10 protein-coding genes are annotated in these 14,906 nt (G+C 73.0%); 5 read left to right on the top strand and 5 right to left on the bottom strand.

What is annotated here, in order from left to right; all coding sequences use genetic code 11:
* Positions 1–3: 3 nt before the first annotated feature.
* On the top strand, positions 4–963 hold the full coding sequence (locus ACIQ7D_RS01485) for a response regulator transcription factor (RefSeq protein WP_403932202.1): 960 nt from the start codon (positions 4–6) through the stop codon (positions 961–963).
* Positions 963–2,441 carry a sensor histidine kinase gene (locus tag ACIQ7D_RS01480; protein ID WP_403932199.1) on the top strand — a complete coding sequence of 493 codons (1,479 nt, stop codon included), beginning with the start codon at positions 963–965 and terminating at the stop codon, positions 2,439–2,441. The genes ACIQ7D_RS01485 and ACIQ7D_RS01480 overlap by 1 nt, the downstream gene beginning before the upstream one ends.
* Positions 2,442–2,562: 121 nt before the next feature.
* Here ACIQ7D_RS01480 and ACIQ7D_RS01475 read toward each other — a convergent pair whose 3' ends face one another.
* The 5 genes from ACIQ7D_RS01475 to ACIQ7D_RS01455 all read right to left on the bottom strand — a co-directional run bounded on the left by ACIQ7D_RS01475 (position 2,563) and on the right by ACIQ7D_RS01455 (position 10,055).
* Positions 2,563–3,282 carry a class I SAM-dependent methyltransferase gene (locus ACIQ7D_RS01475; protein WP_403932196.1) on the bottom strand — a complete coding sequence of 240 codons (720 nt, stop codon included), beginning with the start codon at positions 3,280–3,282 and terminating at the stop codon, positions 2,563–2,565.
* Between the two features lie 97 nt (positions 3,283–3,379).
* On the bottom strand, positions 3,380–5,842 hold the full coding sequence (locus ACIQ7D_RS01470) for a SpoIIE family protein phosphatase (RefSeq protein WP_403932193.1): 2,463 nt from the start codon (positions 5,840–5,842) through the stop codon (positions 3,380–3,382).
* A gap of 134 nt (positions 5,843–5,976) precedes the next feature.
* The gene (locus tag ACIQ7D_RS01465) at positions 5,977–8,481 is read right to left on the bottom strand and encodes an MFS transporter (RefSeq protein ID WP_403932190.1); all 2,505 of its coding nucleotides are present in this window, start codon (positions 8,479–8,481) and stop codon (positions 5,977–5,979) included.
* A 257-nt stretch (positions 8,482–8,738) separates the two neighbouring features.
* Complete coding sequence (locus ACIQ7D_RS01460) at positions 8,739–9,185, bottom strand: SRPBCC family protein (protein ID WP_403932187.1); 447 nt, start codon at positions 9,183–9,185, stop codon at positions 8,739–8,741.
* A gap of 300 nt (positions 9,186–9,485) precedes the next feature.
* On the bottom strand, positions 9,486–10,055 hold the full coding sequence (locus ACIQ7D_RS01455) for an adenylosuccinate lyase (RefSeq protein ID WP_403932185.1): 570 nt from the start codon (positions 10,053–10,055) through the stop codon (positions 9,486–9,488).
* 384 nt (positions 10,056–10,439) lie between these two features.
* On the opposite strand from ACIQ7D_RS01455, the gene ACIQ7D_RS01450 reads away from it, so the two are divergent.
* The 3 genes from ACIQ7D_RS01450 to ccrA all read left to right on the top strand — a co-directional run bounded on the left by ACIQ7D_RS01450 (position 10,440) and on the right by ccrA (position 14,899).
* The gene (locus tag ACIQ7D_RS01450) at positions 10,440–12,221 is read left to right on the top strand and encodes a 3-hydroxyacyl-CoA dehydrogenase family protein (RefSeq protein WP_403932183.1); all 1,782 of its coding nucleotides are present in this window, start codon (positions 10,440–10,442) and stop codon (positions 12,219–12,221) included.
* Positions 12,222–12,351: 130 nt separating this feature from the next.
* Entirely contained in the window at positions 12,352–13,164 is an 813-nt protein-coding gene (locus ACIQ7D_RS01445) for a TetR family transcriptional regulator (protein ID WP_403932181.1), read from the top strand.
* Positions 13,165–13,561: 397 nt separating this feature from the next.
* A complete protein-coding gene (gene ccrA / locus ACIQ7D_RS01440) occupies positions 13,562–14,899 on the top strand; it encodes a crotonyl-CoA carboxylase/reductase (RefSeq protein ID WP_403932178.1) in 1,338 nt (445 codons plus the stop codon).
* The last annotated feature ends 7 nt before the right edge of the window (positions 14,900–14,906 follow it).

The raw sequence follows: 14,906 nt of genomic DNA, 5'->3' as shown, positions 1-14,906 counted from the left end.
TACATGACCCTGAGGGCTTTGCTCATCGAGGACGACGAGACGATCGCCGAGCCCCTTGTCGAGGGTCTGGGCCGCTACGGCCTGACGGTGGGCCGGGTGTCCACGGGCGCGGAAGGGCTGCGCGGGCCGTACGGCGACATCGTCCTGCTCGATCTCGGACTGCCCGACATGGACGGCATCGATGTCTGCCGGGGTATCCGGCAGGTCTCGGACGTGCCGATCATCATGCTCACCGCGCGCGGCACGGAGGCCGACCGGGTCCTCGGCCTGGAACTGGGCGCCGACGACTACCTCGCGAAGCCGTTCAGCGTACGGGAGTTGATCGCCCGGATCCGGGCCGTGACCCGCAGGACCGCCGCCTGGGCGGCCCCGGCCGGCGCCGTACCGCCGGACCCGACCGTGGCCTCGGGTGCCTTCGGCGGGATCCCGGCGCCGATCGGCGTCGAGGTGACACACGGGCGCGGGGCGTTCCCGTACCCGATGCCGGCAACTCCCCCGGCCCCGGCGGCGCCGCCCTCGCCCGCGGCCAGGCCCGCGGCATCCCGACCCTCCGCGGCCCGCCCGGCGGCGCCGCCGAAACCCGCGCCCGCGCCCACGCCCCCGCCGTCCGCCGCGGGCGCGCTGATCGTCGACCGGCGCACCCGTCAGGTCTGGATCGGTGAGCGGTCGGTGATCCTCACTCCCAAGGAGTTCGATCTGCTGGCCCTGCTGACCGAGGATCCCGGCGCGGTCTACTCACGCCAGCAGATACTCGACCGGGTGTGGGATCCGAACTTCCATGGCCCGACCAAGACCCTCGATGTCCATGTCGCCACGCTCCGGCGGAAGTTGGGGAACCCCGCGTGGATCCAGACACTGCGCGGGGTAGGGTTGCGGCTCGCCGTGAGGGCCGATCCGCACCAGGAACACCAAGGGCGGGCCGGCGCCGAGCACGCCTTCGACCACCCGGGGTCACGGTTCTGATGACACAGAGACTGCTGGTCAGCTATCTGACCCTCGCCGCACTCGTCCTGATCTGCCTGGAGATTCCGCTCGGCTACGTCTACAGCGCCGCCGAGCGCGAACGCGCCACCAACGCCGCCCACGAGGAGGCCGAGGCGATCGCGGACTACGCCTCGCTCTCCCTCGCCTACGGCCGCCCCGAGGAACTCGCCGCGCAGGTCACCGCCTGCGCCGAGCGCATCGGCGGCCGGGTGCTGGTCGTGGACCCGGCGGGCGCCCCGCTCGCCACCTCGCACCCGCTCGACGCGCAGGAGCGGACGGGCCTGGCCAAGCGTCCCGAGATCTCCGCGGCGCTGCTCGGCGGCAACGGCGCCGATGTGCGGACCTCCTCGATCGGCGGGGTCCACTGGCTCTCGGTGGCCGTCCCGGTCCGGCACGGTGCCACGCTCCAGGGCGCCGTACGGCTCATCGTCCCGACCGACGCGGTCGCGCGCGACGTCCACCAGGTGTGGCTGGGCCTCGCGCTCGGCGGGGTCGGGGTGCTGCTCGCCGTCGGTACGGTGGCGTTCGCGCTGGCCCGCTGGATCGGCGGCCCCATCCGCGAACTGGAGCGCGCGGCCCGTACGTTGGCGGGCGGCAGCCTGACCACCCCGGCGTCCGTCACCACGGGACCGCCCGAAGTGCGGGTGCTGGCGGCCACGTTCAACCGGACGGCGGCCCTGCTGGAGCATCTGCTCGCCTCCCAGAGCGCGTTCGCGGGCGAGGCGTCCCACCAGCTCAAGACACCCCTCGCGGCCCTTCGGCTGCGCCTGGACAATCTGGAACCCGATGTGCCGCCGCATCTGCGCGCCAACCTCAACGCCGCGATGACGGAGACCGATCGGCTGGCCAGAATGGTCGAGGGGCTGCTCTCGCTGGCCCGGATGGAGGAGACGGCGCTCACTCCCGAGCCGGTCGATCTGGACGAGGCGGCGGCGGAGCGCGTCCACGCCTGGAACGGCCTCTACGAGCAGCACGGCGTACGGCTGCTGCTGCTCGGCGATCCGATCGGCCGGGCCCTGGCCGTACCGGGAGCGGTGGAACAGATCCTGGACAATCTGCTCTCCAACTCCCTGCGGGTGGCGCCGATGGGGAGCACGGTCACGGTGTTCCGGCGGCTGCGCGGCAACGGCGCGGAACTCCATGTCGCCGACCAGGGGCCCGGGATGACCGCGGAGCAGCGGCGGCGCGCCTTCGACCGGTTCTGGCGGGCGCCCGACGCGCCCAAGGGCGGCACCGGCCTCGGGCTGGCCCTGGTCCAGCGCCTCACCCTGGCCGGCGGCGGCGAAGCGCTGCTGCTGCCCGCGCCGGGCGGCGGCCTGGAGGCCGTCATCCGGCTCCAGACGCTGACGCCCCGGCGGGCCGGCGGGTTCCCGCTGCCCATCCCCCACCCGCGCCGCCGCCCGACGGCCGGGGCGAAGGCGGGGGCAGGGGCCGGGGTGGGGGCCGGCGACGCCTGACCGGGCCCGCGCGGAGGACCGGGCCCGCGCGGGCCGCCGTCGCCCCTGCGGCACGCGGCGCGCGCGGGGCCGCAGCGTCCCGTCCCCCGTCCCCGTACCACCGCACCCGTACGGTCGCCGGTTACCGCCCCGCGAGGACGAACCAGCGCGCGGGCAGGTCGATGCGGGTGCCGTCGGACAGGTGCTCGGTCTGCGGGAGCGCGGTGTCACCGTCGGCGAGGATCTCCAGGCCTGCCGCGCGCAGCAGTTCGGGCACCTCCTCGTCGGTCACGCCCGCGGGCTTGAGCCCGTGGTCGAAGATCCGCCGCAGCTTCCGAGGCGGGCCGCCGGGCCCCTCCACCGCCCCGCGCAGCACTGCCTGGGACGCGGGGGTCAGTTCGGCCACGAAGGCCCGGCCGCGTGAGCCGATCAGCTCCGCGACGGCCGCGGCGACCGCGGGCCGGTCCTGCGGGTCGCTCTGGTGGAGCACGGCGCGCATGTAGACATTGGTGTCGCCGGTGCGCTCGTGCAGCGCGCGTACGGCGTCGTGGTCGACCAGATTGAGCTGTTCGAACTCGGCCGCCCCCGTGGTGTCGGCGCGGCGGGCGTGTTCGATCGCCGCGTGCGAGAGGTCCACCCCGATCGCGCGGGCGAAGCGGGTCGCGAGGTAGCGCGTCTGGGTGCCGTTGCCGCAGCCGAGGTCGACCAGGGGCAGGGTGGCGTCGGCGTACGGCAGGAGCAGTTCGCTGTGCGGCGCGGAGCCGAGCGACGGGTCGCAGTCCCAGATCGCCTCGCCCGGCGCGTCGGAAGTCTCCCGCCAGTAGCCTTCCCAGGATTCCCGGTAGCGCGACGACACATCCATGTCGGTCCCTCCCCATGTACGGCTCACCGGGCGTGAGCTGTCGCACCCTGGAGTACCGCCCGTGGGACGGGGGAGGCAAGAGGGCCAGGTGCTTCCTTCACCTGCCCTTCGCACGGCCGCACACCGTGTGCGGAAGTGCCTGTTCGAACCAGACCGTCTTGCCGTGGGCCGAACTGCTGCTGCCCCACTCGCGGGCCAGCGCGCTCACCACCCGCAGTCCGCGGCCGAACTCGTCCGAGCGGCCCGCGCTGAGCAGCGTGGCGGGCGCGGGTTCGTCGTCGAGGACCTCGCACAGCAGGGCGTCCGTACGGACCAGCCGCAGCCCGACCCGGTGCGAGCGGGCGTGGTTGACGGCGTTGGTGACCAGCTCGCTGACCATCAGCTCGGCCGTGTCCACCACCGTGGCGGGCAGGTCCCAGCCGAGGAGCCGGTCGCGTACCAGACGCCGGGCGCGTCCCACCTCGCGGGGATCCAGGGCGAGTTCGTACTCCGCCACGTCATCGGTGGGGATGCCGTTGAGCCTGGCCATCAGCAGCGCCACGTCGTCCTTGCGTCCGTCGCGGGTGTTCAGCGCACGGATGATCGTGTCGCAGGCGTCGTTCATCGAGGCGGCGGGGTGGGCGGCGGAGGCGCAGAGCGCCGCGAGTCCGTCCCCGATGTCCTCCCCGCGCACCTCGACCAGGCCGTCGGTGCAGAGCACCAGCCGGTCGCCGGGGCGGATCCGTACGGTCGCGGTCTCGAAGGCCACACCGCCGACGCCGATGGGCGCTCCGGTCGGCACGTCGAGGACTTCGCTGCTGCCGTCCTCGGCCCGCACGAGCACCGGTGGGATATGGCCCGCGTTGGCGATCTGGACCTCGGAGCGGATCGGGTCGTACACCGCGTACAGGCAGGTCGCCAGGTACTGTTCGCCGAGCCGCTGCGCCAGGTCGTCCAGATTGCGCAGCAGTTGGGCGGGCGGCATCTCCATGGTGGCCATCGTCTGGACGGCGGTACGCAACTGGCCCATCATCGCGGCCGAGTTGAGACCGTGGCCCATCACATCCCCGACGACCAGCGCCGTACGCGACCCGGGCAGCTTGACCGCGTCGAACCAGTCGCCGCCGATCCGGCCGAGCCGGGTGCCGGGCAGATAGCGGGTGGCGATGTCGCACCCGGCCATGCGCGGCGCGACCTGCGGCAGCATGCTGTCCTGGAGCGTCTCGGCGACGTTCTCCTGGTAGGTGTACATACGGGCGTTGTCGAGGACGAGCCCGGCGCGGGCGGCGAGTTCGGCGCCGGTCGTACGGTCCATGGCGTCGAACGGCTCGCGCTCGGGCCGCCGCATCAGCACCATGAAGCCGAGCACCACGTCGCGCGCCTTGAGCGGGACGAGCAGCATGGAGCGGTGGTTGATGAGGGGCCGCAGATCGCGCTTCTCGAACTCGCCGGAGATCCGGTTGCCCTGCTCCTCGCTGATCCGCGGGATGAGGACGGGCTCGCCGGTGACCATGCACTGGAAGAACGGGGTGTGTTCGGGGAAGGCGATGGCCTCGCCGACCGGGACCGTGTCGTCCCAGCGGCCCGGTTCGTCGTTGTGTTCGACCCAGACGCGGTGCCAGATGGTCGTGACGTCGGGCGGCCCGTCGGGGAACCCCTCGCCGGCCAGGACGGCGGCGCGCAGATGCGTACCGGCGAAGTCGGTGAAGCGGGGCACGGCCGCGCTGGTGACCTCACGGATGGTGCGGGCCAGATCGAGGGAGCTGCCGATCCGTCCACTGACCTCGTTCAGGAATTCGAGGCGCTCACGCACCTCCGCGTACTCCAGGTCGAGTTCGGGCCGGGGCGTCGCCCGCCGCCGGTACGGTGCCGCGCCGGCCTCGGGCTCGGCGCGCCCCGGGTGGTCGGAGGCCCGTTTCGGCACACCCCAGTCCGGGGTGACGGGGACCCGTTCCTGATGACTGAACTCCAGTACGGGGTAGCCGAGTTCGAGGACCTGCGAGACGATGCGGCCGGCTGCGGCCGGTCCCATGTTCGGCAGGATGTCCGGCAGCCGTCCGGCCAGCCGGTCGGCGTCGGGGAACTCCGTGTGCAGGGCGAAGGCAGGGGTGATCCGCAGCGCGCCGCCGTCCGGGTCGCCGGTCGCCCCGCCGTCCGCCTCCCGGAACTGGGCCGCGTCGGCGGCGAGTACGAGATGGCGCCCGGGACCGGGACCGACCAGTGGATAGGCCCACCAGAGCACATCGAGCCTGCCGCGCCCCGGCTCGGAGAGCTTGGCGCTCCCGGCGGTCGCGTAGGAGCCGAGGGTGTGCAGCCCCTGGCCCAGTTCGTCCGGGCCGTCGCGGTCGTCATAGGCGCCGTGGGCCACGCTCGGCTCGTCCTGGGCGAGGGCTCCGGCCACCGGCATCAGATCCGCCGCGGGCCGGCCCACCGCCTCGTCCCGCGTGGGCCCGAACAGCCGTCGGGCTCCGCTCGACCAGTGCGAGACCAGACCGTTGCCGTCCACGACGACCACGGCGAGCGGAATCCGGCCGGCCGCCGCGAACTGCTCCGGCGGCCCCGGCGGAATACCCCTGTCCATGGGTGGGAGGCTCCTTCCCTGCCGCCAGGTCCGCGGCTCCGCCCTCCACGGTACGCACTTCGGCACAGGTTGCGCCGGGCAATGAACTAATAGGCAGTGCGCCCGCGCACAACCCTTTGTCCGCTGAATTCCGGTCAGTCCTCGTGGCCCAATTGGAGATCGCGTTCGGTGCGTCCGCCGCCCGCCATCCGGAGCACGGTGGCGACCGGAGGGTAGCCCGCGGCGATGACCGTGTACTCGCCGGAGGAGAGATCGACGAAGCGGAAGGTGCCGTCGGCGCCGGTGGTGAGGGTGTCCACCACATTGCCCGCCGCGTCGAGCAGGGTGACCCTGGCGTCCTCGACGGCACGGCCGCCCCCGGCCCGTACGGTCCCCCGCAGCACCGCCCCGCCGGCCAGCTCGATGTCCTGCCGGGTCTCCCGCGCCGCCTGCACCGTGACGGGGAGCGCGGCGGGCCGGAAGGCGGGGGCGCTCGCGGCCAGGGTGTACTCGCCCGCCACCAGCTCCGAGATCACATAACTGCCCTCGCGCCCGCTGCGGGTGGTCGCCACGACGTCCCCGTGGACGTCCGTGAGGGTCACCGCGGCGTCCCGTACGGGGGTGCCGTCCGCGGTGACCACGGAGCCCGCCAGACGCCCCGCGCCGCCGAGCACCACGTCCAGCTCGACCGGGCGTTCGCCGACGGTCACGGTGACGGCCTGCGGCTGGTGTCCGCCGGCCGCCGCGATCATCACGTACGAGCCGGCCCCGGGCACGCTCAGCGCGTACCGCCCGTCGGCGCCGCTCGCGCCCCGCCCGATCTGGTGCCCCTGGACGTCGATGAGGGTGAGCGCGGCGCGGGGCACGGTGGAGCCGTCGGGGTGCTGGACGGTGCCGCAGACGGCCACACCGGGGACGTACGCGGCGGGCGTCGCCGGGCCGTACGCCACGGGCGCCCCCGGCGCCCCGGCGGCGGGCCGGGCCACGCGGGGCAGGGGGACCGCGGCCGGCTCGGCGGCGGTGGGCTCGGCGGCGGAGGCGTTCTGGGACACCAGCGGTTTCTCCTTGAGGAAGAAGGCGGTCAACAGGCCGAGCGCGAGCACCGGCACGAGGTAGAGGAAGATCCGAGGCATGGCGTCCGCGTACGCCTGGACGTAGCCGTCACGGAGCGCGGGCGGCAGGGCGTGGACCATCTGCGGGGTGATGGACTCGGCGCTCGGCAGGCCGGCCCCGGGCGGGACGCGGTCGGCCAGCGCCCCGGCGAGGCGGCCCGCGAAGAGCGTGCCGAAGACGGCGGCGCCCACGCTGCCGCCGATCTGCCGGAAGTAGTTGTTGGCGCTGGTGGCGGTGCCGAGGTCGGCGGGGCGTACGGAGTTCTGCACGGCCAGCACCAGCACCGGCATCACCAGGCCGACCCCGAGCCCGAGGACGGCCTGCGCCACCCCGCAGGCGAAGCGGGAGGTGTCGGCCCCCAGCCGGGACAGCAGCCACATGCCGACCACCGCGAGCGCGGAGCCGAGCACCGGGTAGATCTTGTAGCGCCCCGTACGGCTGACGAGCTGCCCCGCGACGACGGAGGAGCAGACGATGCCGCCCATCAGGGGCAGCATCAGCAGCCCGGACTCGGTGGCGCTGGCCCCGTCGACCATCTGGAGGAAGGTCGGCAGATAGCTGGCGGCGCCGAACAGCGCCACGCCGGCGATCGCGCCCAGCAGTCCGGTGACGTTGAAGACGGAGTCGCGGAAGAGGCGCGGCGGGATGAGGGGTTCCACGGCGAACCGCTCGGCCACCAGGAAGAGCAGCGTGGTCACCGCGGCGCCCGCGACGAGGCCGAGGATGACGCGGGAGCCCCACGCGTACTCCGTACCGCCCCAACTGGTCAGCAGCACCAGGCAGGTGGACGCGGCGGCCAGGAGCAGCGTGCCCAGGACGTCCAGCCGGGCGCGGGCGGCGGGTTTGGGGAGTTCGAGGACCGCGGTGACGACGGCGAGGGTGACCAGGCCGAAGGGCACGTTGAAGTAGAAGCACCAGCGCCAGGAGGCGTGGTCGGTGAAGAAGCCGCCGAGCAGTGGCCCGGCGACGGAGGCGAGTCCGAAGGCCGCGCCGATGAGCCCCATGTACCGGGCGCGCTGCCGGGGCGGGACGATGTCCGCGATGATCGCCTGGACGCCGATCATGAGTCCGCCGGCGCCGGCCCCCTGGAGGGCGCGGAAGGCGATGAGCTCGTTCATCGTGCGGGACCAGCCGGCCAGCGCGGAGCCGATGACGAAGACGACGATCGCGAACTGGAAGACACCCTTGCGGCCGAGGAGGTCGCCGAGCTTTCCGTAGACGGGCAGGCCGATCGTGGCGGTGAGCAGATAGGCGGTGATCGCCCAGGACATCCGGTCCAGGCCCTGGAGTTCGCCGACGATCTTCGGCAGCGCGGTGGCCACGATCATCTGTTCCAGCGAGGCCAGCAGCAGGGCGAGCATCAGCCCGAGGAAGACCAGGCGGATCCGGCGGGGGCTGAGCGGGGCGACGGGGCCCGTTCCCGGGGCAGGGGTGTCCGGCGCCCTGCCGTACGGGGCGTGGAGCCCGTCGCCGGGCCCGCCGCGGGCGGCCCCGTCGTCGTGTTCGACGACCGGTCCGCCTTCCGTCACCAGAGTGGTCCCACCCACGTACCGCTCCCCTCGTCACACCTGCGCGGCGTCATTCTTCGCATTGGCCGCCGAGCAGGAGCAAGCGGGAGGCTCTCCCCCGAAGAGGAGTGTGACGGGGGGAAGTTGAGGGGAAAAGGTGGCAACGGGTCGCTCATCAGGGGCTTTCCCGCGACGCCGTGCGCCGGGGGCGCACAACCGCGCCGCGGGGAAGACCACTCGAAACGGTGAGCCCGGGAAAGCCCGAGCGGGCCCGGTGCCGGGCCGGGCGGAGGGGGTCAGCCCTTCTCGGTCTCCGTGGCGAGCTTGGCCAGCAGCTCGTCGTAGATGCGGGCGAGTCCCTTGGGGGCGAAGGTCCGCTCGAAGAAGCCGCCGATGCCGCCGGCGCCGTTCCAGACGGTGGAGACGACGGCCTTCGAACGGCCCTCACCTGCCGGGGTGACGGTCCAGGTGGTGACCATGGAGGAGTTGCGGTCCTTCTCCACCAGGCGGCCGTCGCTGGGCTCGGTCACCTCCAGCAGGCAGTCGCGTACGCGCTTGCTGGTGGCCTGGAGCCTCCAGTGGACGAGGGTGCCCTCACCGTCACCGCCTTCGCGGACCTCGTACTCGCTGAACTGCCCCGGAAGGAGCTTCGCGCGGGTGTTCTCGTAGTCGGCCAGAGCATCGAACACCGCCTCCGGGTCCGCCGCGATGATTCGCTCCGTCGTGGCCTCGACCTGCGCCATGGCTCTTCCTCCAGCACTCGGTTCTTAAGCGGGGTGCGGCCACCCAACCACCCCCCGGCACGCCCGCCCAAATCCGGGTCGGAAGCGACCAAGGGAACAAGCGTTCTATTCTGGCGCCAGTGCTACCGAGGAGGCACTCATGCGCTGGGACAATCCGGCCGAAAGCCCACGAGTTCGGCATCGGCCCGGCCGGCCGGGGCGCGGCACGCCGTATCCGCACCTCGCCGGCGACCGCGCCACCGGAGCCGGGGGCGACCCAGCTCACGCTGTTGTGACCGGTACAGCCGCCGGGGGCGGGGTCTATCCCGGGATGCGGGCGAGCGCCTCGCCGGCCGCCGTCGTGAGCCGTGGGTGGTCCCTGGCCGCCGTCAGGACGGGGCGGGCGCGGTCGTCGCCGAGGCGGCCCAGACCCTCGACGCAGGCGAGCGCGACGCGCCAGTGCGGCTCGTCCGGTGACAGCAGCCGTTGCAGGGTGGTGATCAGCGCCGGTACCGACTCGGGCGCCCGTAACTCCGTGAGCAGCCGTACGGGGTGCAGCGCGTAGGCCGTGCGGAGGCCGTTGGTGGCGAGCGCGGCGGCGGCCCGGGAGGTGCGCGGGTCACCGAGCCGGGCCAGGGCGTACGAGGCGGAGACGCACCGCTCCGGGTCGCGGTGGTTGAGGAGCAGCACCAGCGCCTCGAAGGCCCGCGCGTCCCCGGCGCAACCGAGCCGGAAGGCGGCGATCTCCAGCGCCCACAGGGGCTGCCCGCGCCCGACGAGCACATCGGCCAGCGCTTCCCTGTCGTCGGTGCCGATCAGCCGCTGGTAGGTGGGGGAACCCCCGGACTCGTCCTTCGTCCGGTCGGCGAGCGAGCGGAAGTCCTCGTCCATGGGGCCAGGATATCGGCGCCCACCAGCGTCAACCACGCCCCGACCGGCCACTCTTGGCACTCATGGGCGCACGGCCGGCCGGGTGACACAGCGCACAGCGCCCCAGCCCTGGCGCGCTCGTTACCCGTGGGTTAACCTCAGATGAGCGGATGACCTCCGCCGTTCGCGAAGGCCTGGTGACGCAGCCGTCGTGAGCGCTCATCGGCGGTGCTGTCGGTTCGGCACCGCGGCACGGCGCGGCCCCGGAACAGGGCCCGCCGGCTCTCCCTCACGCTTCTTCGTGCCGTGCTTCCGCCGCGTGCCCGCACGCCGGCCCACGCGCCCGTCGCGCCCCGCGCCCGCGCGCCCCCTGAGCGAGTCGTCACTCACCCCTGGAGTCCCCTGATGGACATCCCTCTCCCCACCATCGCCGTCGTCGGCCTCGGCACCATGGGAACCGGCATCGCCGAGGTCCTGGCCCGCGCGGGCCGCGAGGTCATCGGTATCGACATCAGCGACGCCGCCGCCCGCCGGGCGGCCCGGGCCCTGGAGGCGTCCACCGCGCGGGCCGTCGGGCGCGGCCGGATCAGCGCGGCGGAGCGGCGGGCCGTCCTCGCCCGGTTCCGCACCTTCTCCGACCTGCGGGCCGCCGCCGACGCCGGTCTGGTGATCGAGGTGGTGCCCGAGTCGTACGAGACCAAGCTGGGGGTCCTGCGCGCGCTGGACGGCATCGTGGCGCCCTCCGCCGTCCTCGCCACCGGCACCAACGCGCTCTCGGTGACCCGGCTGGCCGCCGAGTCGGCCCGCCCCGAGCGCGTGCTCGGGCTGCACTTCTTCCATCCGGCCCCGGTGATGAGACTGGTCGAGGTGGTCTCCTCGGTGCTCACCTCGGACCGGGCCGTCGCGGCCGTCACCGCGCTCGCCCGTGAGCTGGGCAAGGAGCCCGTCGCGGTGGGCGACCGGCCCGGCTTCGTCGCGGACGGGCTGCTCTTCGGCTATCTCAACCAGGCCGCCGCGATGTACGAGTGCGGGTACGCCTCCCGCGAGGACATCGACGCGGCGATGCGGCTGGGCTGCGGGCTGCCGATGGGGCCGCTCGCCCTGCTCGACCTGATCGGCGTCGACACCGCCCGTACCGTGCTGGACGCGATGCACGCGGCCTCCCACGACCGGCTGCACGCCCCCTCGCCAGTGCTGCGGCAGCTCGTCGACGCCGGGCTGACCGGCCGGAAGGCGGGGCGCGGCTTCTACACGTACGAGGCGCCGGGCAGCGCCGTCCCCGTACCGGACGCGCTCACCCCCTCCCCCGCCGCGGGCGCCGTCCCCGGCCGTCAGGTCGCCTCGGTCGGCGTCGTGGGCTCCGGCACGATGGCGAGCGGGATCGCGGAGGTCTTCGCCGTGGCGGGGTACGGCGTGGTCCTCACCGCCCGGAGCCCGGAGAAGGCCGCGGCGGCCCGGGAGCGGATCGCCGCCTCCCTCGCCCGCTCGGTGGACCGGGGCAGGATCAGCGCCGGGGCCAGGGACGCCACCCTCGCGCGGATCGTGCCGGCCGGTTCCGCCGACGCGCTCGCCGAGGTGGATCTCGCCGTGGAGGCGGTGGCCGAGGACCTGGAGGTCAAGCGGCGGCTCTTCGCCACGCTCGACAAGGTCTGCCGGCCCGGCGCGGTGCTGGCCACCACGACCTCCTCGCTCCCCGTGGTGGCCTGCGCCCGTGCCACCTCGCGCCCGGCGGACGTCGTCGGTATGCACTTCTTCAACCCCGCCCCGGCGATGAAGCTGGTCGAGGTGGTCCGTACGGTCCTGACCTGCGACGAGGCCCATGCCACCGTCCGCGAGGTGGCCGCCACCGTCCGCAAACACCCGGTGGACTGCGGCGACCGCGCCGGGTTCATCGTGAACGCGCTGCTCTTCCCGTATCTGAACAACGCGGTCAAGATGGTCGGGGAGCACTACGCGACGCCCGACGACATCGACGCCGCGATGAAGCTGGGCGGCGGCTATCCGATGGGCCCGTTCGAACTGCTCGACGTGGTCGGCCTCGATGTCTCGCTCGCCATCGAACGCGCCCTGCACCGCGAGTTCCGCGACCCCGGGCTCGCCCCGGCGCCGCTGCTGGAACATCTGGTGGCGGCGGGGTGCCTGGGCCGCAAGACGGGACGCGGCTTCCGTGAGTACGGGCGGCGCTGACCCCGACGCCGTACGGGACGGTCCGCCCGGGCGGGGACCGGGCGGACCCTGGCCGGGACCGGGCGGACCCTGGCCGGGCGGACCAGGGGCTCGGGCGCGCTCTCCTGCGCAGATGCAGTACGTTCACCTCATGTCCCAGCCCGCCAAGTCCTCCCGTACGAGCACCCGGTCCGACGCCCCGGAGAGCGCGGCGGGCACCCGTGCCGCCGCCCAGCGGCTGAAGATGCGCCGCGAACTGGCCGCGGCGGCCATGGAGCTGTTCGCGACCAAGGGGTACGAGGCGACGACGGTCGACGAGATCGCCGCCACCGCCGGGGTCGCGCGCCGCACCTTCTTCCGGCACTTCCGCTCCAAGGAAGAAGCGATCTTCCCGGACCACGACGACACCCTCGTACGGGCCGAGGCGGTGCTGAACGCCGCGCCCTCCCACGAGCACCCGCTCGACACGGTGTGCCGGGGCATCAAGGAGGTCATGCGGATGTACGCGGCCTCTCCCGCGGTCTCCGTGGAGCGCTACCGGCTGACCCGTGAGGTGCCCACGCTCCGGGAGCGCGAGATCGCCTCGGTGGCCCGTTACGAGCGGCTGTTCACCCGCTATCTGCTGGGCCATTTCGACGAGCGGGACCACACCGACGGCAATGACGACCCGCTGCTCGCCGAGGTCGCCGCGTCCGCCGTCGTCACCGCGCACAACCATGTGCTGCGCCGCTGGCTGCGGGCCGGCGGGGAAGGCGATGTCGAGGGACAGCTCGACCACGCCTTCGCGATCGTCCGTGCCGCCTTCGGCACGGGGATCGGCGCGGGCCGGGCCATGGGCCGGTCGCCGCAGCCGCCGGCCGCGTCCGCCCGCACCAGCGGGGACGTACTGGTGACGGTGGCGCGCACGGACGCGCCCCTGGACGAGGTCATGCGCGCGATCCAGCAGGCGCTCAAGGACGCCTGACGCCCGAGACCTGGTCCCGCCCCGTCCCGCACCTGGTTCCGCATCCCCGCACCGGCGCCGCCGCGCCCGGAAGTGATACGTAACGGCCTCCGGGCGGTAGGTATGGCTCATGCGTGCCACGTGCCCGACAACTGAGCCAGAAAATTGGCACCCAGTGCCTTGCCAGGTGTCACAGGGTGCCATACGTTGATGTTGTCCGGCTGTTCCCACGAGCGATCCCGCCCGTGCGCCCGGACGCCTGCGTCACAGGCATGTGTACCTCCGCGCCCACCCGGCGCCGTTCAGCGGTGGACCGACCGCCGCGCCCGCCAGACCCGCCGCATCGGCGCCGTACCTCCACCGCAGTCACGCAAGCGACCCCTCGCATTCGCATCCCAGCTTCGCCGGAGGCACCACCGTGAAGGACATCCTGGACGCGATCCAGTCGCCGGACGCCACATCCGCCGACTTCGCCGCACTGCCCCTGCCCGGCGCGTACCGCGCCGTGACCGTGCACAAGGACGAGACGGAGATGTTCGCGGGTCTGGCCACCCGCGAGAAGGACCCGCGCGCCTCGCTCCACCTCGACGAGGTGCCGGTGCCCGAACTCGGCCCGGGTGAGGCCCTTGTGGCCGTCATGGCCAGTTCGGTGAATTACAACTCCGTCTGGACCTCGATCTTCGAGCCCCTGCCCACCTTCGGATTCCTGGAGCGGTACGGCAGGCTCAGCGACCTCACCAGGCGGCACGACCTGCCGTACCACGTCATCGGCTCCGATCTGGCGGGCGTCGTCCTGCGTACCGGACCCGGCGTCAACGCCTGGCACCCCGGGGACGAGGTCGTCGCGCACTGCCTCTCCGTCGAGCTGGAGTCGTCCGACGGGCACAACGACACGATGCTCGACCCCGAACAGCGGATCTGGGGTTTCGAGACCAACTTCGGCGGTCTTGCGGAGCTGGCGCTCGTGAAGTCCAATCAGCTCATGCCCAAGCCTCAGCATCTGAGCTGGGAGGAGGCGGCGGCGCCCGGACTCGTCAACTCGACCGCGTACCGCCAGCTCGTTTCCCGCAACGGTGCCGGGATGAAGCAGGGGGACAACGTGCTGATCTGGGGCGCGAGCGGGGGACTCGGGTCGTACGCCACACAGTTCGCGCTCGCCGGCGGGGCGAACCCGGTCTGTGTGGTCTCCAGCGACCACAAGGCCGAGTTGTGCCGCCGGATGGGCGCCGAGGCGATCATCGACAGGACCGCCGGGGAGTACCGGTTCTGGAAGGACGAACAGCACCAGGACCCGCGCGAGTGGAAACGGTTCGGCACGCACATCCGCGAGCTGACCGGTGGCGAGGACGTGGACATCGTCTTCGAGCACCCGGGGCGCGAGACGTTCGGCGCCAGTGTGTACGTCACCCGCAAGGGAGGCACGATCGTCACCTGCGCCTCCACCTCCGGCTTCACCCATGAGTACGACAACCGCTACCTGTGGATGTCGCTCAAGCGGATCGTCGGCTCGCACTTCGCCAACTACCGCGAGGCGTGGGAGGCCAACCGCCTCGTCGCCAAGGGGAAGATCCACCCGACCCTGTCGAAGGTGTACGCGCTGGAGGACACCGGACAGGCCGCGTACGACGTGCACAGCAACCGGCACCAGGGCAAGGTCGGCGTGCTGGCGCTGGCCCCGCGCGAGGGGCTGGGCGTGCGCGACGAAGAGCTGCGGGCCCGTCACCTCGACGCCATCAACCGCTTCAGAGACCTCTGACCCGCCG

The organism is Streptomyces sp. NPDC096310 (genome assembly GCF_044763125.1).
In the GTDB taxonomy this organism is placed as follows: Bacteria; Actinomycetota; Actinomycetes; order Streptomycetales; family Streptomycetaceae; genus Streptomyces.
This window is presented reverse-complemented; position numbering and strand designations above follow the sequence as displayed.